The 21735-nt window shown below is 72.3% G+C and carries 22 protein-coding genes; 13 read left to right on the top strand and 9 right to left on the bottom strand.

What is annotated here, in order from left to right; all coding sequences use genetic code 11:
* The first annotated feature begins 21 nt into the window (after positions 1-21).
* Positions 22-1101, top strand: a complete 1080-nt coding sequence (gene dapE, locus ACIQMV_RS05660) for a succinyl-diaminopimelate desuccinylase (RefSeq protein ID WP_402591384.1) — start codon at positions 22-24, stop codon at positions 1099-1101.
* Between the two features lie 197 nt (positions 1102-1298).
* Entirely contained in the window at positions 1299-2057 is a 759-nt protein-coding gene (locus ACIQMV_RS05665) for a TIGR00730 family Rossman fold protein (protein ID WP_141358686.1), read from the top strand.
* Between the two features lie 332 nt (positions 2058-2389).
* Here the strand turns inward: ACIQMV_RS05665 and folP are convergent, their stop codons facing one another.
* Complete coding sequence (gene folP / locus ACIQMV_RS05670; protein ID WP_402591387.1) at positions 2390-3250, bottom strand: dihydropteroate synthase; 861 nt, start codon at positions 3248-3250, stop codon at positions 2390-2392.
* A gap of 157 nt (positions 3251-3407) precedes the next feature.
* On the opposite strand from folP, the gene ACIQMV_RS05675 reads away from it, so the two are divergent.
* Positions 3408-3764, top strand: a complete 357-nt coding sequence (locus ACIQMV_RS05675; protein WP_141366278.1) for a DivIVA domain-containing protein — start codon at positions 3408-3410, stop codon at positions 3762-3764.
* An 11-nt stretch (positions 3765-3775) separates the two neighbouring features.
* Positions 3776-4360, top strand: coding sequence for a DNA-3-methyladenine glycosylase I (locus ACIQMV_RS05680; RefSeq protein ID WP_402591925.1), 585 nt, complete (start codon positions 3776-3778; stop codon positions 4358-4360).
* A 37-nt stretch (positions 4361-4397) separates the two neighbouring features.
* On the opposite strand, the gene ACIQMV_RS05685 is transcribed toward ACIQMV_RS05680, so the two are convergent.
* On the bottom strand, positions 4398-5201 hold the full coding sequence (locus tag ACIQMV_RS05685; protein ID WP_401778146.1) for an enoyl-CoA hydratase/isomerase family protein: 804 nt from the start codon (positions 5199-5201) through the stop codon (positions 4398-4400).
* Between the two features lie 401 nt (positions 5202-5602).
* Between ACIQMV_RS05685 and ACIQMV_RS05690 the strand changes: the two genes are divergently transcribed.
* On the top strand, positions 5603-5770 hold the full coding sequence (locus ACIQMV_RS05690) for a DUF3117 domain-containing protein (RefSeq protein ID WP_003966491.1): 168 nt from the start codon (positions 5603-5605) through the stop codon (positions 5768-5770).
* A gap of 99 nt (positions 5771-5869) precedes the next feature.
* Here ACIQMV_RS05690 and ACIQMV_RS05695 read toward each other — a convergent pair whose 3' ends face one another.
* Positions 5870-6568, bottom strand: a complete 699-nt coding sequence (locus tag ACIQMV_RS05695; protein WP_402591926.1) for an O-methyltransferase — start codon at positions 6566-6568, stop codon at positions 5870-5872.
* A gap of 246 nt (positions 6569-6814) precedes the next feature.
* Between ACIQMV_RS05695 and sigE the strand changes: the two genes are divergently transcribed.
* The 5 genes from sigE (at position 6815) to ACIQMV_RS05720 (ending at position 12620) form a co-directional block, all read left to right on the top strand.
* Positions 6815-7516 (top strand): RNA polymerase sigma factor SigE, encoded by a 702-nt coding sequence (gene sigE / locus ACIQMV_RS05700; RefSeq protein WP_141358680.1) that lies wholly within the window; start codon positions 6815-6817, stop codon positions 7514-7516.
* Positions 7513-8475 carry an anti-sigma factor family protein gene (locus tag ACIQMV_RS05705; RefSeq protein WP_402591390.1) on the top strand — a complete coding sequence of 321 codons (963 nt, stop codon included), beginning with the start codon at positions 7513-7515 and terminating at the stop codon, positions 8473-8475. The genes sigE and ACIQMV_RS05705 overlap by 4 nt, the downstream gene beginning before the upstream one ends.
* A gap of 767 nt (positions 8476-9242) precedes the next feature.
* Positions 9243-11060 (top strand): trypsin-like peptidase domain-containing protein, encoded by a 1818-nt coding sequence (locus ACIQMV_RS05710; RefSeq protein ID WP_402591392.1) that lies wholly within the window; start codon positions 9243-9245, stop codon positions 11058-11060.
* Between the two features lie 177 nt (positions 11061-11237).
* Entirely contained in the window at positions 11238-11741 is a 504-nt protein-coding gene (locus ACIQMV_RS05715; protein ID WP_402591394.1) for a sec-independent translocase, read from the top strand.
* Positions 11742-11948: 207 nt separating this feature from the next.
* Positions 11949-12620, top strand: a complete 672-nt coding sequence (locus ACIQMV_RS05720; RefSeq protein WP_402591396.1) for a hypothetical protein — start codon at positions 11949-11951, stop codon at positions 12618-12620.
* 103 nt (positions 12621-12723) lie between these two features.
* On the opposite strand, the gene ACIQMV_RS05725 is transcribed toward ACIQMV_RS05720, so the two are convergent.
* From ACIQMV_RS05725 to ACIQMV_RS05735, 3 genes are read right to left on the bottom strand one after another with little or no spacing between them, the layout of a single operon-like run.
* A complete protein-coding gene (locus ACIQMV_RS05725; protein ID WP_402591398.1) occupies positions 12724-13857 on the bottom strand; it encodes an Mrp/NBP35 family ATP-binding protein in 1134 nt (377 codons plus the stop codon).
* Positions 13858-13899: 42 nt separating this feature from the next.
* A complete protein-coding gene (locus ACIQMV_RS05730) occupies positions 13900-14496 on the bottom strand; it encodes a DUF1003 domain-containing protein (RefSeq protein WP_402591400.1) in 597 nt (198 codons plus the stop codon).
* On the bottom strand, positions 14486-15769 hold the full coding sequence (locus tag ACIQMV_RS05735; protein ID WP_141358666.1) for a magnesium transporter MgtE N-terminal domain-containing protein: 1284 nt from the start codon (positions 15767-15769) through the stop codon (positions 14486-14488). Before ACIQMV_RS05735 ends, ACIQMV_RS05730 begins: the two co-directional genes overlap by 11 nt.
* A gap of 219 nt (positions 15770-15988) precedes the next feature.
* Between ACIQMV_RS05735 and ACIQMV_RS05740 the strand changes: the two genes are divergently transcribed.
* Positions 15989-16735 (top strand): hypothetical protein, encoded by a 747-nt coding sequence (locus ACIQMV_RS05740; RefSeq protein WP_172632853.1) that lies wholly within the window; start codon positions 15989-15991, stop codon positions 16733-16735.
* Positions 16736-16763: 28 nt separating this feature from the next.
* Here the strand turns inward: ACIQMV_RS05740 and ACIQMV_RS05745 are convergent, their stop codons facing one another.
* The gene (locus tag ACIQMV_RS05745) at positions 16764-17276 is read right to left on the bottom strand and encodes a hypothetical protein (RefSeq protein ID WP_225075448.1); all 513 of its coding nucleotides are present in this window, start codon (positions 17274-17276) and stop codon (positions 16764-16766) included.
* 22 nt (positions 17277-17298) lie between these two features.
* Complete coding sequence (locus ACIQMV_RS05750) at positions 17299-18414, bottom strand: magnesium and cobalt transport protein CorA (protein WP_141358662.1); 1116 nt, start codon at positions 18412-18414, stop codon at positions 17299-17301.
* A gap of 490 nt (positions 18415-18904) precedes the next feature.
* Between ACIQMV_RS05750 and ACIQMV_RS05755 the strand changes: the two genes are divergently transcribed.
* Positions 18905-19489, top strand: coding sequence for a suppressor of fused domain protein (locus ACIQMV_RS05755; protein ID WP_141358660.1), 585 nt, complete (start codon positions 18905-18907; stop codon positions 19487-19489).
* Positions 19490-19519: 30 nt separating this feature from the next.
* Here the strand turns inward: ACIQMV_RS05755 and ACIQMV_RS05760 are convergent, their stop codons facing one another.
* The gene (locus tag ACIQMV_RS05760) at positions 19520-20776 is read right to left on the bottom strand and encodes an MFS transporter (RefSeq protein WP_402591403.1); all 1257 of its coding nucleotides are present in this window, start codon (positions 20774-20776) and stop codon (positions 19520-19522) included.
* 149 nt (positions 20777-20925) lie between these two features.
* Between ACIQMV_RS05760 and ACIQMV_RS05765 the strand changes: the two genes are divergently transcribed.
* Positions 20926-21567, top strand: coding sequence for a DUF6758 family protein (locus ACIQMV_RS05765; RefSeq protein ID WP_225075451.1), 642 nt, complete (start codon positions 20926-20928; stop codon positions 21565-21567).
* Positions 21568-21735: the final 168 nt, after the last annotated feature.

Consider the following 21735-nt stretch of genomic DNA (forward strand, 5'->3'; position numbering starts at 1 on the left):
CGCCGGGTTAGGGTCGACCGCATGGCCGATAACCCGCTTGACCTCACGCTGGACGCCGCACGCCTGACCGCGCGACTCGTCGACTTCCCCTCGGAGAGCGGCACCGAGAAGCCGCTGGCCGACGCGATCGAGGCCGCCCTGCGGGCCCTGCCGCACCTGACGGTCGACCGCTTCGGCAACAACGTCGTCGCCCGCACGAACCTCGGGCGCGCGCAGCGGGTGATCCTGGCCGGCCACATCGACACGGTCCCGATCGCCGGAAACGTCCCCTCGCGGCTCGACGAGGACGGCGTCCTGTGGGGCTGCGGCACCTGCGACATGAAGTCCGGCGTGGCGGTCCAGCTGCGCATCGCGGCCACGGTCCCCGCCCCCAACCGCGACCTGACCTTCGTCTTCTACGACAACGAGGAGGTCGCCGCCGAGCTGAACGGCCTCAAGCACGTCGCCGAGGCGCACCCGGAGTGGCTGGCCGGCGACTTCGCCGTGCTGCTCGAACCCTCCGACGGCGAGGTCGAGGGCGGCTGCCAGGGCACGCTGCGGGTGCTGCTGAGGACCACGGGCGAGCGCGCCCATTCGGCGCGCGGCTGGATGGGTTCCAACGCCATCCACGCCGCCGCGCCGATCCTGCGGCGGCTCGCCGAGTACCAGCCGCGCTATCCGGTCATCGACGGCCTGGAGTACCGCGAGGGCCTCAACGCGGTCGGCGTCTCCGGCGGGGTGGCGGGCAACGTCATCCCCGACGAGTGCGTGGTCACGGTCAACTTCCGCTACGCCCCGGACCGCACCGAGGAGGAGGCCGTCGCCCACGTCCGCGAGGTGTTCGCGGACTGCGGGGTGGAGGAGTTCGTGATCGACGACCACAGCGGCGGCGCCCTGCCGGGGCTGAACCACCCGGCCGCGGCGGCGTTCATCGAGGCGGTCGGCGGCACCGCGCGCCCGAAGTACGGCTGGACGGACGTCTCGCGTTTCTCGGCGCTGGGCATCCCCGCCGTCAACTACGGCCCCGGCAACCCCCACTTGGCGCACAAGCGCGACGAGCGGGTGGAGACGGCCAAGATCCTCGCAGGCGAGGAGCGACTGCGGGCCTGGCTGACGGACTGACCGCCGCAACGGGCGTCCGGACCGCCGCAACGGGCGTCCGGACCGCCGCAACGGGCGTCCGGACCGCCGCCACGAGTGTCCGACCGCCGCCACAGGCGTCCGCACGGCGCTTCACGGCGGACATACCGACGTCCCCCTCTCGTAACCCCCGCGGATCTACGCTGAGGTGGAACGTCACGCACACGGAGGGAGCGCACATGCCAACAGGCAATCCCGAGGGCAAGAAGCAGCCACCGGAGGAGCAGCGACTCGGACCGGTCCTCCGGCGGCGTGGCCAGGTCCAGGCGAGCACCACGGACCAGCGGCTGCTGGACGAGCGCGCCCCCACGGACTGGGTCCACACGGACCCCTGGCGCGTCCTCCGTATCCAGTCGGAGTTCATCGAGGGCTTCGGCACGCTCGCCGAACTCCCGCCCGCCATCAGCGTGTTCGGCTCCGCGCGGACGGCGGTGGACTCGCCGGAGTACGACGCGGGGGTGCGGCTCGGCCGTGGCCTGGTCGAGGCGGGCTTCGCGGTGATCACGGGCGGTGGCCCGGGCGCGATGGAGGCGGCGAACAAGGGCGCGCTGGAGGCCGGCGGCGTCTCGGTGGGCCTGGGCATCGAACTGCCCTTCGAGCAGGGTCTGAACGCCTACGTCGACATCGGCCTCAACTTCCGCTACTTCTTCGTCCGCAAGATGATGTTCGTGAAGTACGCGCAGGGCTTCGTCGTCCTGCCCGGCGGCCTCGGCACCCTGGACGAGCTCTTCGAGGCCCTGACCCTGGTGCAGACCCAGAAGGTCACCCGGTTCCCGATCGTCCTCTTCGGCACCGCGTACTGGGGCGGCCTGGTCGACTGGCTGGAGAACACCCTGATCGCCCAGGGCAAGGCGGCCCAGGCGGACCTCACCCTGTTCCACGTCACGGACGACGTGGCGGAGGCGGTGGCCCTGATGTCGAAGGAGGCGGGCCGCTAGTGCGGTGACCGGAGAGGTTCACCGGCTCGCGGCGCCCGGCGCGGCACTCCCCCAGCCTTCGGCCGGGGGTACCCCCACGCCGCGTTGTCGCATCACCCGAGTACATCCGGTACGCGGGCGATGCTCCGTCTTGCGATGTTCCCCCACTGCCTGAAGGGCGTGGGAGGTGCCCCCGGCACCGGACGCCGCGAGCTTTCCGGCAGACCTTCCCGGTCACAGCACTGGCGCGCCCGTACGGCGGGGTGCGGGGCGCTGTGCGCCCGGCCCCCACCAGCCCGCGGGGCGCTGTGCGCCCGGCCCGGCCCCACCGGGTCGCCGGCGGCGGGAAAGCCCTACGCCAGCCCGCGCCGGGCCACGGCCGGCGGCCGGTGTCCCGCGATGGACGCCACCATGTCCAGCACCTGTCGTGTCTCGGCCACCTCGTGCACCCGGTACACCTGGGCACCCAGCCACGCCGAGACAGCCGTCGTCGCGAGCGTCCCCACCAGTCGCTCCTTCACGGGCTTGTCCAGCGTCTCGCCCACGAAGTCCTTGTTGGACAGCGACACCAGCACCGGCCACCCGGTCGCGACCATCTCGCCCAGACGCCGGGTCGCCTCCAGGCTGTGCCGCGTGTTCTTGCCGAAGTCGTGCCCGGGGTCGATGATCACCGACTCCCGGGGCACGCCGAGCGCCACCGCCCGCTCGGCCAGCCCCACGGTCACCCGGAGGATGTCGGCCATGACGTCGTCGTACGTCACCCGGTGCGGCCGTGTCCGGGGCTCCGCGCCGCCGGCGTGCGTGCACACCAGGCCGGTGCCGTAGCGCGCCGCGACCTCGGCGAGCCGCGGGTCCACCCCGCCCCACGCGTCGTTCAGCAGGTCGGCACCCGCCTCGCACACGGCCTCGCCGACGTCGGCCCGCCAGGTGTCGACGCTGATGACCACGTCCGGGAACCGCCGCCGCACCTCGGCCACGAAGCCGACCGTCCGCCGGGCCTCCTCCTCGGCCGTCACCTGGTCGCCGGGCCCGGCCTTCACCCCGCCGACGTCGATGATCGCGGCCCCCTCGGCGACCGCCTGCTCCACGCGCGCGAGGGCCGGCTCGTCACGGAAGGTCGAGCCCTGGTCGTAGAAGGAGTCCGGGGTCCGGTTGACGATCGCCATGATCACCGGCTCGTGCGCGTCGAATTCGCGCCTGCCCAGCCTGAGCATCCCCTGTGGCCTCTCCTCTTTTTCCCGGTTCTGCCCGGTCCTGCCCGGTCTTCCCGGGCCTTTCCCGGTCTTCGGTCGTCCGGCGACCCTAACTGTCAGCCTCGCATGGCACGATCGGACCCTGACACTTACGACAGACTCCGTGGGGACCCCAGCGATGGTTATGTTCTTCTTCCTGGTCGTCGCGCTCGCCGTCGTGGTCGCCGCGGTGACCCTCGCGGTGGTGGGCGGCGGCGAGGGAACCGGACCGCTGCCCGAGGCGGCGCCCGAGCGGCTCGTGGACCCGCTGCCACCGGACCGCCCGGTGGACCGCGCGGACGTGGAGAGCCTCCGCTTCCCGCTGACCGTCCGGGGCTACCGCATGGCGGACGTCGACGACGCCCTCGGCCGTCTCGGCGCCGAACTCGCCGAGCGCGACGCGCGGATCGCCGACCTGGAGTCCGCGCTGGCCGGTGCCCGGGCCGCGGCCCCCCACGTCCACCTGACCAAGCCCGAACCGGAGGACCAGCGGTGACGGAAGAGGCCCTGACGCCGGGTGCCGCGATCGCCGGCCCGGACGGCGCCCTGCGCTGCCCGTGGGCCCTGTCCACGGCGGAGTACGTGGCCTACCACGACGAGGAGTGGGGCCGCCCGGTCCACGGCGACGACGCGCTCTACGAACGCCTCGCCCTGGAGGCCTTCCAGTCCGGCCTGTCCTGGATCACCATCCTGCGCCGCCGCGCCGGCTTCCGCTCCGCCTTCGCCGACTTCAAGATCGCGGCGGTGGCCGACTTCACCGACGCCGACCGCGAGCGGCTGCTCGCCGACCCGGGCATCATCCGCAACCGCGCCAAGATCGACGCGACGCTGGCCAACGCGCGCGTGATCGCCGACTGGTCCCCGGGCGAGCTGGACGGCCTCATCTGGTCCCACGCCCCCGACCCCGCCGTCCGCCCGGCACCCAGGACCCTGTCCGACGTCCCGGCCGTCACCCCCGAGTCGACGGCCCTGTCGAAGGCCCTGAAGAAGCGCGGTCTGCGCTTCGTCGGCCCGACGACGGCGTACGCCCTGATGCAGGCGTGCGGCCTGGTCGACGACCACCTCGCGGACTGCGTGGCGCGCCGCCCCTGACCCGGCCGGTCAGGGGCGGCACCCGCCTGCGCCGCGGTCAGCGGCCCAGGTACTTCGGCTTCTCCTTGTCGACGAACGCCTGGACGGCGATCGCGTGGTCCTCGGACTGCCCGGCCCGGGTCTGGAGCTCCTCCTCCTTCTGGAGGGTCTCCTCCAGGGAGTGCGTCAGTCCGAAGGCCACCGCCTCCTTCAGCGCCGCGTACGCCACCGTCGGCCCCTCGGCCAGCGCCCGCGCCGTCCTCTCGGCCTCGGCCCGCAGTTCGGCGGCGGCTACGACCCGGTTGGCGATGCCCAGTTCGTGGGCCTCCTGGGCGGTGACGCGGCGCGGGAAGAACAGCAGGTCGGCGGCGCGGGCCGGCCCCACCACCCGGGGCAGGGTCCACGAGATCCCCGAGTCCCCGGTGAGCGCGACCCCCACGAATGAGGTGTTGAAGGACGCCGTGTCCGCCACGATCCGGTAGTCGGCGGCGAGCGCGAAACCGAAGCCCGCCCCGGCGGCGACCCCGTTCACCGCGGCGACCACCGGCTTCCGCGCCCCCGCCAGCGCCCGCACGATCGGGTTGTAGTGCTCCCGCACGGTGCTCATGGTCTGCCCCGACCCGGACTCCCGGTCGGCGGCCAGCAGCCCGATGTGCTCCTTGAGATCCTGGCCCACGCAGAACGCCCGGTCCCCGGCGGCGGTCAGCAGCACCGCCCGCACGGCGTCGTCGTCCGCCGCCTCCCGGGCCGCGTCCCGGAGGGCCACCTTGGCGGCGACGTTCAGCGCGTTCATCGCCTCGGGGCGGTTCAGCGTGATCGTCGCGAGCCCGTCGCTCACCTCGTAGAGCACGGTGTCGGCCATGGGGCATCCCCTCCGGTGTCGCCTCGACGACGTACCGCTCGGTACGTCATGGTCGGTCCTGGTCCGAGGACAGCATGACGGAGATCACCGGCCGGGGCGCGGACCCGGCATGTGACCTGCGTCAAAGAATTCCGGCGCGTCCGCGGCGGGCACACGAAGGCGTGGGCGCGAAGTATCGCAGCCACATCGCCGAATTGAGTGGTTTTGCTCGCGCGCGTTGCCCAAGCGATGCCAACTGATGTTGGTCATCGGGTCCTGGGATGCGGGATAATGGCTTGGAAGCAATGTGTTCGATGCCGGTGTCGCGTGTCCTGTGCCGTTCTGGGCAGGGATCGCGCGCGTGCCCTGTCGGTGGGCCGTCGGCTTTGACGATGAGCTGGGTTTCAGGAAGGGGAACGAGCATGGCGGCCATGAAGCCGCGGACGGGTGATGGCCCGCTCGAGGTGACCAAGGAGGGGCGGGGCATCGTCATGCGCGTTCCGCTCGAAGGCGGCGGTCGGCTCGTCGTCGAGTTGACCCCTGACGAGGCCGACGCGCTCGGCGACGCCCTCAAGAAGGTCGTCGGCTGACGCGGAAGCGACCATACCCTTTCAGTAGCCCCGGCATCGTACGCGGTGTCGGGGTCGCTGTTTGTGCGGGGGCGCGCGGCACACGGGTGACGGGAGCGCTCAGCGCTTGACGGCGCACAGCAGCCCGTCGCCCACCGGCAGCAGGGACGGCGTCAGGTCGGGGCTCTCGCGCACTGTGCGCAGCAACTCCCGCAGCCGCACGACCTCCGTCGGCTGCGGTCCGGAGTCCACCGTCCGCCCGTGCGCGAAGACGCCCTCGAAGGCGACGAGGCCTCCCGGTCGCAGCAGGCGCAACGATTCAGCGAGGTACTCGGGGAACTCCAGCCGGTCGCCGTCGCAGAACACGAGGTCGTAGCCCGCGTCCGCGAGCCGGGGCAGCACGTCCAGGGCGCGGCCGGGGATGAAGCGGGCACGGTTGCCGGCGAAGCCCGCGGCGCGGAACGCCTGGCGGGCGAACTGCTGGTGCTCCGGCTCGGGATCGACGGTGGTCAGCACCCCGTCCGGCCGCATGCCGTGCAGCAGGTGGATCCCGGAGACCCCGGTGCCGGTGCCGATCTCCGCGACCGCCTTCGCGTCCACGGTGGCGGCCAGCAACCGCAGCGCGGCGCCCGCGCCGGGCGACACCGAGCGCAGCCCTGCGTCACGAGCCCGCTCACGGGCCCAGCGCAGCGCTTCGTCCTCGGCGACATAGGCGTCGGCGAACGCCCAGCTCGTCTGCCGGTTGCCGGTAATGACCCTCTCCTGTCCCCGTCGATGCCTGGGCGTGACTGTATCCGTTGGGGCCGGGAACCCGCAGATGGGACCGGTCGTTTGATGGGGTGAGGAAACGACACGGGGCGCGACGACGGCGTGGACGGGGGGTATGGGATGGATCGGGACACCGAGCAAGTGCTGACGCAGACGCACCAGCCGTGCCAGCACGTGTCAAATTCTCGTAAAACTGCTTATCCGGAGCTAACGGGCGAGGTGGCTATGGTAGGGGCTCCACTGGACACCACCAGAGCTGACAGGGGAGGTGCGGCCGCGCCTGGAGATCGGGGAGGAGTGCTACGGCGCTTTCTCGGATCGGCGGGCAGGCCGAAATCCGTGACCAACACCGCTGCTGACGTGAGCCACGCCGCCGAATCCACCCAGACCGCGACCTTCTCGACCGACGCGGACGGGCAGGCGTGGACTCCGCCCACCTGGGAGGAGATCGTCAGCACGCACAGCGGCCGTGTCTACCGCCTGGCCTACCGCCTCACCGGCAACCAGCACGACGCCGAGGATCTCACCCAGGAGGTCTTCGTCCGCGTCTTCCGCTCCCTGTCGACCTACACGCCGGGCACGTTCGAGGGCTGGCTGCACCGCATCACCACGAACCTCTTCCTGGACATGGTCCGCCGCAAGCAGCGCATCCGCTTCGACGCGCTCGGCGACGACGCGGCCGAGCGGCTGCCCAGCAAGGAGCCCACTCCGCAGCAGCTGTTCAACGACGCGCACTTCGACGCGGACGTGCAGCAGGCCCTGGACACCCTCGCGCCCGAGTTCCGCGCCGCGGTCGTCCTGTGCGACATCGAAGGACTGTCGTACGAGGAGATCGCCGCGACCCTGGGCGTCAAGCTGGGCACGGTGCGCTCCCGCATCCACCGCGGCCGTTCGCAGCTGCGCAAGGCCCTCGCGCACCGCTCGCCGCAGGCCCGGGCCGAGCGCCGCGGCTTCGTGGCCACGGTCCCCGCGCTGGGGGGAGGGGGCGCGACCGCGTGAGTGGATCACGGCCGGACCCCGCGGGGCGCCTCGCGGAACAGCATCTGGGAGACCGGCTCGCCGCCCTCGTGGACGGCGAGCTCGGTCACGACACGCGCGAGCGTGTCCTGGCGCATGTGGCCACCTGCCCGAAGTGCAAGGCGGAGGTCGACGCACAGCGCCGTCTGAAGAACGTCTTCGCCCAGGCGGCCCCACCGCCTCCCTCCGAGAGCTTCCTGGCCCGCCTGCAGGGCCTCCCGGGGGGTGGTACCGGTGGCGGCGGTGGTTCGCCGCTGGGCGGCGGAGGGCTGCCCGGGGGGCTGTCCTCGGGCTCCGGGGTGTTCGGGGTGGAGCGCGGCGAGCAGTTCGAGTTCGGGTATGTGCCGGCCCGGTCGCACCCCGCCGTCCCCGCCGAGGACCGGGGCTTCCGGGTCCACCCCGTCGGCCGTCCCGACAGCGAGCGGTCCGCCTCGCGCGGGCTGCGGTTCGCGTTCGTCGCCGCCGGGGCGGTGTCGCTGGCCGCCCTCGCCCTGGGCGGGGTGACCACCGGCGGCTCGGCGGGTGACACCGCCGCGGAAGCGCGCGGTGGCTCCGGGGCCGGCAGCAACGTGATTCCGGCGCGCACCGCGGGTGCGGGCGCGGGCGCGGCGTCGGCCTCCGACACCGCGCGGCGCCGCCAGTCGGCCGCGCCGCAGTCGGGCCGGGGACAGCGGTCGTCGGGCTCGGTGCAGGCGGCCTCGACGCCGCCGGCCGCACCGCTGCTGCCGGGGGCCGTGCCTCCCGGCGGGCAGACGCAGAACGTGATGCATCCGCTCACCACCCCGGTGGTCGCCGGCGCGGCCGTCATGTCGCCGTTGATACGTCCGCTCACCGCGACCCCGCCGATCTCCCTGACCTCGTGGTCCGCAGACCCGGGGCTCACCACCCCGGGTCTGCTCGCCGCGCCCTCTCCCACCGCCTCCTCCCGCACCGCGCGCTGACCGGTCCCTGCGCCCCGGCGCGGGAACCTGGTTGAATCCACAGTGGTCGCGCCCATGACACCGGTCGGGGCGCGGAGTCGACGCCGTACGGCCACCGAACGACGAGCCGTGCCGCGACCCGCTGTGGGGAGAACATGAACGAGGGCAAGCCCACGAAGTCCGCCCGCCCGAAGTGGTGGAGCCGCTCAGTCCCTCCGGACGACCGGCCGGAGGGCACGTCCGGTCCCGCCCCGGCCGCCGACACAGCCGGGACGCCGGCCCAGGGTGCGGCAGCCGGCGGGCCCGTGGCCGAGCAGGCGCAGGCCGCGCCCCCCGCACGCGCCGACGCAGACGGTGACTACGAACTGGACCGCCCGCTCCAGACCTCCGGCGCCGCCCCCGACACGGGCGACTTCGAGCTCGCTCGGCCCCGCCCGGCGTCCCCCGAGGCGGAGGGCACCCCGTCCACCCTTGCCGCCGGAACGGACCACACACCGGCGGCACCGGCCGCGTCGACCACGCCCGCCACGCTTGGCACGGATGCCGAGCCTGCGGAGCCTGCCGCACGTACCGAGCCTGCGGTGCCCTGCGCGCCTGCCGCACCTGGTGAGCCTGCGGTGCCTGTCGAGCCGGTCGTATCCACCGCACCTGGCGAGCCTGCCGTGCCCTGCGCGCCTGCCGTACCTGCCGCACCTGGCGTGCCTGCGGTGCCTGTCGAGCCGGTCGTATCCACCGCACCTGGCGAGCCTGCCGTGCCCTGCGCGCCTGCCGTACCTGCCGCACCTGGCATGCGTGCGGTGCCCGGCGATCCTGCTGCACCTGCTGCACCCGCTGCACCCGCTGCACCCGTCGTACCCGCTGGGCCCGCCGTGCCGGTGGCTGAGGCCGTTCCCGGTGTCCCCGGGGCTTCCGCCGAGACGGTCGCCAACCGTCCCGTGGAGGGGCCCTCCGGGGCCGTTGACACCTCCGTCGTCTCCGGCGAGCGGCCCAGGCCACTGCACGATCCCGATCCCTACAGCACCCCTCCGTACGGTGAGCCCGGTCCCTGGGCGCCCGCCCCGCCGGTGCAGCACCCGGCGGTGACGCCCGCCCAGGGCACACCGTCCTCCGGCCCCTCTGCACCCGCCCCCCAGGGCCCGCCCGCCGCGGACACCCAGCCGTACGGTTCGGTGCCCCCGGCTCCCACCCACCCCGCGCCCTCCGGCCTCCCCTCGCAGCCGCAGGCCCCGGCCGCCGCACCGCAGGAGGCGCCACCCGCGGACGCCATGCCGGCGGGCGTGCTGCAAGGAACCCCGCTCGGGGGCGGCCCGTCGCACGGCGTGCCCGCCCAGGCTGTGGGTGACGGGTACGGCATGCCCGCCCCCGGCGCCGCAGAGCCCCACCACGGTGCCGCCCCAGCCGGCCCCTGGGGGCGTTACGACCCCTGGGCCGGTGGCCGGGTCGCCGCGCCGTTGCAGCAGACCGGAGCCGGCGTGCTCAGCGTCGAGCAGCGGCACCGGCGGGTCACACGGGCGCTGGTGGGCGCGGCCGTGGTGCTCGCGCTCGTGTCCGGAGCGCTCGGCGGGCTGGCCGGGGCGTACATCGAGCGCAACGGCGGCGTGGGCACCGTGGAGTTGCCGCAGGCCGGGAAGGAGCCCGCCGGGCGTGCCCCGGACAGCGTCGCCGGGATCGCCGCGCGGGCCCTGCCCGGCGTGGTGACGCTGCACGTCAGCGGCTCCGGCGAGCAGGGCACCGGCACCGGGTTCGTGCTCGACGGCCTCGGCCACGTCCTCACCAACAACCACGTCGTGGAGAACGCGGCCTCCGGCGGCGACATATCGGTGACCTTCAGCGGCGGGCAGACCGCCAAGGCCAGGATCATCGGCCGGGACGCCGGATACGACCTCGCGGTCGTCCAGGTCCGCGGTGTGCGCGGCCTGACCCCCATCCCGCTCGGCAACTCCGACAACGTGCAGGTGGGCGATCCGGTCATCGCCATCGGCGCGCCCTTCGACCTGGCCAACACCGTCACCTCCGGCATCATCAGCGCCAAGGAGCGCCCCATCACGGCGGGCGGCGAGAAGGGCGACGGCAGCGACGTGTCCTATGTCGACGCCCTCCAGACCGATGCCCCGATCAACCCGGGCAACTCCGGTGGCCCCCTCCTCGACGCCCGGGGCCGGGTCGTCGGCATCAACTCCGCCATCCGCTCCGCGGACACCGGCTCCGACCTCCAGACCGGCCAGGCCGGCTCCATCGGCCTGGGCTTCGCCATCCCCGTCAACCAGGCAAGGCGCGTCGCCGAGGAGCTGATCAACCACGGCAAGGCCAGCCACCCGGTGATCGGGGTGACCCTGGACATGAACTACCCCGGCGACGGAGCCAGGGTCGGCGTCAAGGGCCGCGACGGCGGACCGCCGGTCACCCCCGGCGGTCCCGGTGCCAAGGCGGGCATCAGGGGCGGAGACGTCATCACCGCCGTGGACGGCCAGCGCGTCCACTCGGGTGAGGAGCTGATCGTCAAGACACGTGCCCACCGCCCCGGCGACCGTCTGGAGCTGACCGTCGAACGCGACGGAAAGGCACGCAAGGTTTCCCTGGTACTCGGGTCCTCGAACAGCAACTGACACAAACCGTGCGGAACAAGCCGGAAAATCCGTCGTGTACACGCAGTCCGACACCTCGGGACGGTACCGGTCGGGCACGTGGGCCGGGTACCGTGGATCCGGCCCGGACCACGGACAGCCCCACACAGACCGGACCACCCGAGGGCCGAGGACCGAGGACATCGCAAGGAGCTTCAGGTGTTCAATGACATAGGACCGCTCGAGCTGCTGACGATCATCATCGTGGCCGTGCTCGTGTTCGGTCCCGAAAAGCTCCCGAAGGTCATCCAGGACGTGACGCGCACGATCCGGAAGATCCGTGAGTTCTCGGAGAGCGCCAAGCAGGACATTCGCAGCGAACTCGGCCCGGAATTCAAGGACTTCGAGTTCGAGGACCTCAACCCCAAGACGTTCATCCGCAAGCAGCTGAACAACGACGACCTGGGGCTGCAGGAGATCCGCAACGGCTTCGACCTGAAGAAGGAGATGGCCGAGATCACGGACGCGGTGAACGGCGACGAGTACGAAGCCTCGTCGGCCTCGTCGGCCTCGTCGGCCTCGTCGGCCTCGTCGGCCTCGTCGTCCTCCACGTCTTCTGCTTCGGGCTCCTCGGGTTCGGCCGGCGGTCGGATCGACATGACCAAGAAGCCCGAGGCCCCCGCTCAGGACGAGCGCCCGCCCTTCGACGCGGACGCCACCTGACCCGCGTTCCCATGTGACGCGTTTCACGCCGCGCTCGACCCGTGCGCGGCGTGAAACGGCTGTACCCGCGACCCACGCGCCGAGCGGTTTCCCGGCTGTCCGAAGCGGGATGGATATGCTGCCGAGTTGTTGTGCGGACCGGACGAGTACGCCCGAAGTGGGGGCGGGACACCTCGGTCCGACGAGAGCGAGGAGGCCACCGGGCACATGGAGACGACAAGTCGGGCAGGCGCGCAGACGCCGGCCGCGGAGGGCGGACAACAGTCCCCCTTCGCCCGGCGCACGGCCGACGGTTACCTGCTGGCGCCCTTTCCCTGGTATGGCCTCGACGAGGCATTCACGGGGCCGCGCTGGCTGATGCAGGTCGGCACCTCGGCCGACGGTTCCGTGGAACACGGTTCGACCGGGCACGGCGACGAGCCGTCCGTACGCAACGAGTTCGTGTCCGGATCGCCGGACGAGTCCAAGGAGAAGTTCGCGGTCGTCGTCACCGTCGCCGCCCAGCCCGTACGGCGCCTCGCCGACGGCACGGGCCAGCTGGAGGCCACCTCGGTCTCCTCGGCGGCCTGGCTGGCCGCGGTGGGCCTGCTGTCGTTCACCTGGCCCGGGCAGGTGGACCACACCCTGCGGGACGACTGGCTGGAGCAGCAGACGGAGACCGCGTGGGAGCTGGCCGACGACCTGTCCGGCCCGGAGTGGTCCATGCTGTCCCTGCCCGTGGACGGCGCCCCGACGCCGTTCTACTACCGGGAGTCGGAGTTCGGCTGGGTGCTCGCCGGTTCGACCTCCCAGGGCGTCCACCTGGGGGCGTACGGCAGGGGCATGAGCGCGTACGGGCTCGGCTTCGCCATGATCAAGGACATCAGCGCGTACGCCTGACGCCACGCGGCACACGGCTGACGACACGAAGGGGCGCCGTCCACGCGGGACGGCGCCCCTGTCGCCTTACGGGCGGTGCGGGCCGCCACGGCCCTCGTACGGGCTAGAACTTGTTCTTCGGGGTGATCCCCAGCGACAGCCCCGCGAGGCCCCGCTGCCGGCCCGCGAGCTTGTCGGCGATCGCCCGCAGGGCCGAGCCCGCGGGGGAGTCCGGGTCGGTCAGGACGACCGGCTTGCCCTCGTCGCCGCCCTCGCGCAGGCGGACGTCGATCGGGATGGAGCCGAGCACCGGGACCGTGGCACCCGTGGTGCGGGTCAGGCCCTCGGCGACCGCCTGGCCGCCGCCCGTGCCGAAGACGTCGACCATCTCGTCGCAGTGCGGGCAGGGCAGGCCGGACATGTTCTCGACCACGCCGACGATCTTCTGGTGGGTCTGGACGGCGATGGAGCCCGCCCGCTCGGCCACCTCGGCCGCCGCCTGCTGAGGCGTCGTCACCACCAGGATCTCGGCGTTCGGCACCAGCTGGGCCACGGAGATCGCGATGTCGCCGGTGCCGGGCGGCAGGTCCAGCAGGAGGACGTCCAGGTCGCCCCAGTACACGTCCGCCAGGAACTGCTGGAGCGCGCGGTGCAGCATCGGCCCGCGCCAGACGACGGGCGCGTTGCCCGGGGTGAACATGCCGATGGAGATGACCTTCACGCCGTTCGCCGACGGCGGCATGATCATGTTCTCGACCTGGGTCGGGCGGCCGTCAGCGCCCAGCATCCGCGGCACGCTGTGGCCGTAGATGTCGGCGTCGACCACGCCCACCTTCAGACCGTCGGCCGCCATCGCCGCCGCCAGGTTCACCGTCACCGAGGACTTGCCGACGCCGCCCTTGCCGGAGGCGACGGCGTAGACGCGGGTGAGGCTGCCGGGCTTGGCGAAGGGGACCTCGCGCTCGGCCTGGCCGCCGCGCAGCGCGGTCGCCAGCTCCCGGCGCTGCTCGTCGCTCATCACGTCGAGCGTGACGTCGACCCGGGTGACGCCCTCGACACGCGAGACGGCGTCGGTCACCCGCTGGGTGATCGTCTCGCGCATCGGGCAGCCGGAGACCGTCAGGTAGACGGTGACCGCGACCGCTCCGTCCGCGCCGATCTCCACCGATTTGACCATGCCGAGCTCGGTGATGGGCCGGTGGATCTCGGGATCGTCAACCGTCGCCAGAGCTGCGCGCACCGCGTCTTCCGTAGCCATAAGGACGATGGTACGGCGCTCCGTGCGGGCCCCGGGACCCCGTCACCGGTCGTCCATGTCACGTGTGTGCGGGTGATCCGCCGGGAATACCCCGTGCCGCCGGTGACCGTCGACGGTCCGCTCCTCCAGTTCCTTGACCAGGTCCTGGAGCTCCGAGCGCATCCAGTCGCGGGTCGCCACCTCGCCCAGGCCCATGCGCAGCGCGGCGATCTCGCGGGTCAGGTACTCGGTGTCGGCGATCGACCGCTCGTTCTGCTTGCGGTCCTGTTCGAGGTTGACCCGGTCCCGGTCGTCCTGCCGGTTCTGCGCCAGCAGGATCAGCGGGGCGGCGTAGGAGGCCTGAAGGGACAGGGCCAGGGTCAGGAAGATGAACGGGTACTCGTCGAACCGCAGATGCCGGGGCACGGCCACGTTCCACAGCACCCACACGATGATCACCACCGTCATCCAGACGATGAACCGCCCGGTGCCCAGGAACCGTGCGATGCGCTCGGACAGCCGCCCGAAGGCGTCCGGGTCCCACTCCGGCAGCAGCCGGCGCCGGGGCGGGCGCGGCTGGTCCAGCCGGCCGGCCCGCGGCCGTCCGGCGGCGGTGGCCCCCACCGGCCGTTCGCGGAGGCCCTCTCGCTCAGCCACCATGCGTCGCCGCCCCCTCGTCCAGGTCGTACTCCGTCTCCCGCCAGTCGTCCGGCAGCATGTGGTCCAGGACGTCGTCCACGGTGACCGCGCCGAGCAGCGAGCCGGACTCGTCGACGACGGGCGCCGCCACCATGTCGTAGGTCGCGAAGAACCCGGCGACGACCGGCAGCGTGGCGTCGGGCGCGAGGGGTTGCAGGTCGTCGTCGAGGATCGATCCGACGAGGGTGTAGGGCGGGTCGCGCAGCAGCCGCTGGAAGTGCACCGTGCCCAGGTACTTCCCGGTCGGGGTCTCGTCGGGCGGGCGGCACACGTAGACCTGGGCGGCCAGCGCGGGGGAGCGGTCGCGGTTGCGGACGCGGGCCAGGGCGTCGGCGACGGTCGCGTCCGGACGCAGCACGATCGGTTCGGTCGTCATCAGGCCGCCCGCGGTGTGCTCCTCGTACGACATCAGCCGGCGCATGCCGGCCGCGTCGGCGGGCTCCATCAGCCCCAGCAGCCGCTCCTGCTCCGCCTTCGGCAGCTCGGCGAGCAGGTCGGCGGCGTCGTCAGGGTCCATCGCCTCCAGCACGTCGGCCGCGCGCTCGCCCTTCAGCTTGCCCAGGATCTCGATCTGGTCGTCCTCCGGGAGTTCTTCGAGGACGTCGGCGAGCCGGTCGTCGTCCAGCGCGGCGGCGACCTCGGCACGCCGCTTGGAGGACAGGTGGTGCAGCACGTTGGCCAGGTCGGCGGGGCGCAGCTGCTCGAAGGTGGCGAGCAGGCTCTCCGCGCCCTGCCCCTGTTCCTCCAGCGAGAAGCCGGTGACCGCGGACCACTCCACGGTCAGGGCCTCTCCCCGGTTGCGCCGGAACGCGCCGCCCTTCCTGCCCTTGCGTACGAAGACGCGGTCGACCTCCCAGTCCCGGCGCGCGGACAGCTGCCGCACCGACATGTCCAGGACCGTGACCTCCTCGCCGGTCTCCGCGAGCGTCACCCGCCGGTCGAGCAGTTCGCCGAAGACGAGACGTTCGGTGGGGCGCTGCTCGAAGCGCCGGACGTTGAGCACGCCCGTGGTGATGACCTGGCCCGACTCGATGCCGGTCACCCGGGTCATGGGCAGGAAGATGCGGCGCCGGGTGGCGAGTTCGACGACCAGCCCGAGCAGACGGGGCGGCTTGCGCCCGACGCGCAGCATGACGACCAGATCGCGTACGCGGCCCACCTGGTCGCCCGTCGGGTCGAAGACGGCGACTCCGGAGAGATGCGAGACGAAGATCCGGGGGGCGCCCGCTGCCATGGCTGCGCCTCCTTTGCACGGCTGTGTGGTGCGTGTGGTGCGTGTCGTGTGTGCCGGGTTTCTTTTCCCAAATGCCCGCTCAGGTGCGCTTCAGGCTAGCCCGTCCACCCCGGATACGCCCTGGTGAGGGTCCGCACGAGCCGGGTCCGCCGGGCGCCTCCGGCCCCGGTACGCTGCCGTACGCCGCTCAGGACACCCGTCAGAAAGGCAGCTCCACCTGTGACCGTGATTCCCCAGGGCCGTACCCGCCGGACCGCGCTGACGAGCGCGTTGTGTGCTCTGGTCGTCGCGGGCGCGGGTCTGACGGGGTGTTCCGGGGACGATCCGGACGCGGGCACCAACGGGGTGGGCAGACTCCCGGCCGACAAGATCCAGGCCAGGACGAAGGCGGCGGCCGCCGCCGCGGACACGGTGCACCTGTCCGGGAACGTGGTCACCAACGGCCGCACGTACCGGCTCGACATGCGTCTGAAGGACGACGGCGGCTCCGGTTCGGTCACCTCGGAGGGGGTGACCTTCGGGCTGCTGCGCGTCGGGGAACACCTGTATCTGAAGGCGGACGCCGGGTTCTGGGGCCAGGTCGACGGCGGCGGCAAGGCCACCGGGGCCGCCGACAAGCTGGACGGCAAGTACGTGAAGGTGCCGCAGGGCGATCCCGCGTACAAGCGGTTCAGCGGCTTCACGGACAAGGACGTCCTCCTCGACGGGCTGCTGACACTGCACGGCACGCTGGCGACCGACGGGCACCACGAGCAGGCGGGCGTGCGCACCATCCGCATCACCGGCGGCAAGGGCACCGGCGGCACCCTGGACGTCTCCCTGAAGGGCACCCCCTACCCGCTGCGCCTGGTGCGCGCGGGCGACGCGGGGACGCTGAGTTTCTCGGACTGGGGCAAGGACTTCGCCGTGGCCGAGCCCGAGAAGGACGAGACGGTCGACTACGGCAAACAGCTGCCGACGTCCTGACCTCCGTGCCCTGCTCCCTCGGAGGGGGCTACTTCCGGCGCCGTCTCTTCACCAGCAGCCGCGGCAGCCCGTCCGGAGCCGGCCGGCGGGTCGTCGCCGGGGTCGGCAGCGGTGCCTCGGCCAGCGAGCCCTCCGGCAGCGGCGCGGTCGTCCCCGTGGGCTCCAGGCGCAGCACCCGGCACTCGCGGGCCCAGCGCGCCGTCATGGCCTCGCCGTCGGGCGCGTTGAGCCGCTTCCCCTTCAGCTCGGCCACGACCTCCGGCCACCGCGGGGAGTCCGGCGCGACCTCCACGACCCGCGCCGCCCAGGTGACCAGGCGGCCGCCCTTGTCCTTGCTGCGCACCGTCACCTCGGCGGCGGCCCCGTCGGCGAGTCCGGGCAGCGGCTGCTCGCCGGGCCCGTCGCCCACCACGCACGCGGCGCCCTCGTGCCAGACGTGCCACAGGGCACGGGCCGGGACGCCGGGGCCCTTGACCCAGATGAGGCCGGACTTCTTCGTGGCCTCCTCGACGAGGGCCTGGTCGAGCAGCTCGGTGTTCATGGCAGAAGAGTAACGAGCCCGCTCACAGCCAGCCGTTGCGCTTGAGCGTGCGGTGGATACCCAGGCAGATCGCGGCCGTGACCGCCACGATCAGCGGGTAGCCGTACTTCAGGTGCAGCTCGGGCATGTACTTGAAGTTCATGCCGTACACCCCGCAGACCATCGTCGGTACGGCGATGATCGCGGCCCAGGCCGTGATCTTCCGCATGTCCTCGTTCTGGGCGACGGACGCCTGCGCCAGGTTGGCCTGGAGGATGGAGTTGAGCAGCTCGTCGAAGCCGATGACCTGCTCCTGCACCCGGGCCACGTGGTCGGCCACGTCCCGGAAGTACTTCTGGATGTCCGGGTCGATCAGCCGCATCGGACGCTCGCTCAGCAGCTGCATGGGCCGCAGCAGCGGCGACACCGCCCGCTTGAACGCCAGTACCTCGCGCTTGAGTTGGTAGATCCGGCCGGCGTCGGTGCCGCGCGGGGTGCCGCCCCGGCCCGGCGAGAACACCTCCGTCTCGACCTCGTCGACGTCCTCCTGCAACGCGTCCGCGACCGCCATGTACCCGTCGACGACGTGGTCGGCGATGGCGTGCAGCACCGCGGAGGGGCCCTTGGCCAGCAGCTCGGGGTCGTCCTGCAGCCGGTGCCGCAGCGCGCGCAGCGAGCCCTGCCCGCCGTGCCGGACGGTGATGAAGAAGTCCCGGCCGGTGAAGCACATCACCTCGCCGGTCTCCACGATCTCGCTGTTGGCGGTCAGCTCGTCGTGGTCCACGTAGTGGATGGTCTTGAAGACCGTGAAGAGCGTGTCGTCGTAGCGCTCCAGCTTGGGCCGCTGATGGGCCGTGACCGCGTCCTCCACGGCGAGCGGGTGCAGCCCGAACTCCCCGGCGATACCGGCGAACTCGGCCTCGTTCGGCTCGTGCAGACCGATCCACACGAAGCCCCCGTCGCGCCGCACCTGACGCATGGCCTCCTGCGGCGTGAGCGGGCGGTCGGTCGGGACACGGGAGCCGTCGCGGTAGACGGCGCAGTCCACGATGGCCGAGGGCGTGGCCGGGTCGCGCGTGGTGTCGTACGCGCCGTCGTCCTGGCGCGCGGCCGTGCGGGAGGGGCGGACCACGGAACGCAGGTCGCGGATCATCGACATGGCGGGGCTCCTTCGCAGCGAGCGACGAGGGCCGCCGACGGCGGTTGGAACTGCCCGGAATGAGGACGTGGTGGCCTCAGGGATGTTTGGCACGTCCACAAAGCGGGGAGCACCGCACCGTCGCGGTGGCGAGCTTCGTCACTGGTTCAGATCAGACAGATCAAACGAAACGAAGTGCTCTTCCGTATGACGTGCGCGGGGGCACGAACGCGAGAGGTGGCGGCCGACCGGAGTCAGAGCGACGACATCAGCGGCGGGAAGAGCGGGTGCTACTGCACGGTCGACTTCGATCCATGACAGCCCCACCTCCTCCGGCCGGTCCCTCGTAAGGGAGTCCCATCGGCGTCAGGGCCGGATCGAGACCTCCCAGGGCTGAACACCTGGGGGGCATCCCGCTGTGCGCTGCCCCGGACGACCGGCCAAGAGTATCAGCAGCCCGGTGTGTCAAGGTGCCGCTTTGCCTGCCGCTGACGAGTTCTATGCTCGCCGCATGGCTGATGTTCTTCCTCTGGTAGAGGCCCGGTTGTGTTCCGCGCTGGGTGAACCGGACGCCCGCGCGGCAGTCACCTTCCTCGGCACGGACCGGCTCGAGGTGCTGCGCTTCCACGAGGGGGACATCGTCCGGTACGCCACGCTCGGCATGTCCGCGCGGCCCATGACCGACCCCACCGCGCTGCTCGCCGACCCGGTCAAGGGGCCGCGCGCGGAGCTGGTCCTCTCCGTCCGCGCCGGACTCGCCGACACCGACAAGGTGCTCCGCCCGCTCGCCGTACTGGGAGCGTCTCCGCAGGTCGAGGGAGTGGTCGTGGCGCCGGGTGCCTCGCTCGACGTGGGCGAGCCGCTGTGGCCCGGCGCGCTGTTCACCTCGGTCCTGGTGGCCGAGCCGGGCGGCCTGGTGGAGGACCTGGAACTCGACGAGCCACTGGACCCCGTACGGTTCCTGCCGCTGCTGCCGATGACCCCGAACGAGGCCGCCTGGAAGCGGGTGCACGGCGCGCAGGCCCTGCGCGAGCGCTGGCTGAGCCACGGGACGGACCTGCGGGACCCCGCCCGCGGTTCCGTCCCGCTGGAGTGAGCAAGCTCACCAACAGGCCGCCGGTCGCCGTCAGTTGGCGAAGACCGTGACGCTGTCCTCGGTGGCGTGCCGCGGCTGGAGCTCCTCCGCCTCGTGGGTGAGGGATCCGCGCCGGACGGCGACCACCACCGCGCCCGCCACCGCGGTCGCTCCCGCGACCACGAACGGCACGTGGATGTCGGTCCACTCCGCGATCTTCGGCGCGAGGAAGGGCGCGGCGGCGGCCGCGAACCAGCGCACGAAGTTGTAGCCCGCGCTCGCCACCGGACGGGGGGCGTCCGACACTCCGAGGGCCAGCTCGGTGTAGACGGTGTTGTTCACGCCGATGAAGGCGCCGGACAGGATGGTGCAGACGACGGCGGTGGTGTGGTCGCCGTAGCCGAGCACGACCACGTCGGCGGCCAGCAGCACCAGCGAGCCGCCGAGCACCTTCAGCGAACCGAACCGCGCCTGCATGCGCGGCGCCACCACCACCGAGAACAGTGCGAGCAGCACACCCCAGGCGAAGAACACCGCACCCGACTTGTACGGGGTCATGTTCAGCACGAACGGCGTGAAGGCCAGCACGGTGAAGAACGTGTAGTTGTAGAAGAACGCCGAGACCGCCGCCGAGGCCAGGCCGCCGTGGCCGAGCGCCTTGACCGGGTCCAGCAGGGAGGTCTTGCGGGCCGGCTTCGGCTGCTCCTTCAGGAACACCGTGATGCACAGGAAGCCGACGGCCATCAGGAACGCGGTGCCGAAGAACGGATAGCGCCAGCTGGCGTTGCCGAGCAGCGCGCCGAGCAGCGGGCCGCAGGCCATGCCGAGGCCGAGCGCCGACTCGTAGAGCAGGATCGCCGCCGCGCTGCCGCCGGCCGCCGCGCCGACGATGACCGCGAGGGCGGTGGAGACGAAGAGCGCGTTGCCGAGGCCCCAGCCGGCCCGGAAGCCGACGAGCTGGGCGACGGAGCCCGAGGTGCCGGCGAGCCCGGCGAAGACCACCACGAAGGCGAGGCCGAGCAGCAGGGTCTTGCGGCCGCCGATGCGGCTGGAGACGAAGCCGGTCACCAGCATCGCGATGGCGGTGATCAGGAAGTACGAGGTGAAGAGCAGGGAGACCTGGCTCGCGGTGGCGTTCAGCCCCTTGGCGATGGAGGGCAGGATCGGGTCGACGAGCCCGATGCCCATGAAGGCGACGACGGACGCGCCGGCCGTCGCCCAGACCGCCCTGGGCTGCCGCAGGATGCTTCCCGCGCCCGCGTCGAACGGGTCGTCGCCCTCCGCGGGACCTCCTGTGCTGCTGTGCATGCTGCTCCTTCCGATCGTTGCTGTTTACACATAATAAGTTAGCTGCCCTAATTGATGCAACATGCATCTAGTTGGTCGTGGCCGGGCACCCGGGCCGGACGGGTGATCGTCCTTGACGTGGCGCTGCCGGGGTAGGACCGTGGGGCCCTATGAGGGGCGAACCCAGTTGCCCGAAGTGCGGTGGCCGGGTCAGGGCTCCCGGACTCTTCAGCGATTCCTGGCAGTGCGACGTGCACGGGACCGTGTATCCCCTGCAGCCCGTGATCCCGCCCAGCGTCGAGGCCCTCGGTGTCGTGGTGCGGCGCACCCAGGTGCCCGTGTGGATGCCGTGGCCCCTGCCGGTCGGCTGGCTGTTCACCGGCGTGGTCTACGCCGGGGACGACCGCAGCGGCGGCCGTGCCACGGCCGTGGCCTGTTCCGGACCCGGGCCGCTCGGCGGCATGGGCGAACTCATCCTGGTCGCCGAGGAACTCGGCGTCGGCCTCGGCGCGCGCTACGCCGGCATCGACGGCCCGGACCCCGGAACCTACCTGGACGTGGAGAAGCCGCCCGACGCCAAGGTCCTGGCCGGCGGCCGCCCCACCCCGCTGTGGCACGTGTCCGGCGCACCGGACGACCGTGCCGTCTTCGCGGGCGAGGCGCTCGGGTTGTGGCTGTGGGCGGTGGTGTGGCCCGAGCAGTCCGGGCTGCTGATGTACGACGAGCTGGTGCTGGCCGACCTGCGGGACGCGGGCGCCGAACTCGAACTGGTCCCGTGCGGGGCGCTGTCGCCGCGCCTGCTCCATCCGTAGGAGCCGAGGGTCGTTAGCAGTCGGGAGCCCCAGAGGTGCGCGAGGCGTCGGGTGTGCGAGCCGCAGGGGTGGGCGAGGCGTCGGGTGTGCGAGCCGCAGGGGTGGGCGAGGCGTCGGGTGTGCGAGCCGCAGGGGTGGGCGAGGCGTCGGGTGTGCGAGCCGCAGGGG

Origin of the sequence: Streptomyces sp. NPDC091412 (assembly GCF_044756885.1) — a bacterium.
Taxonomy (GTDB): Bacteria; Actinomycetota; Actinomycetes; order Streptomycetales; family Streptomycetaceae; genus Streptomyces.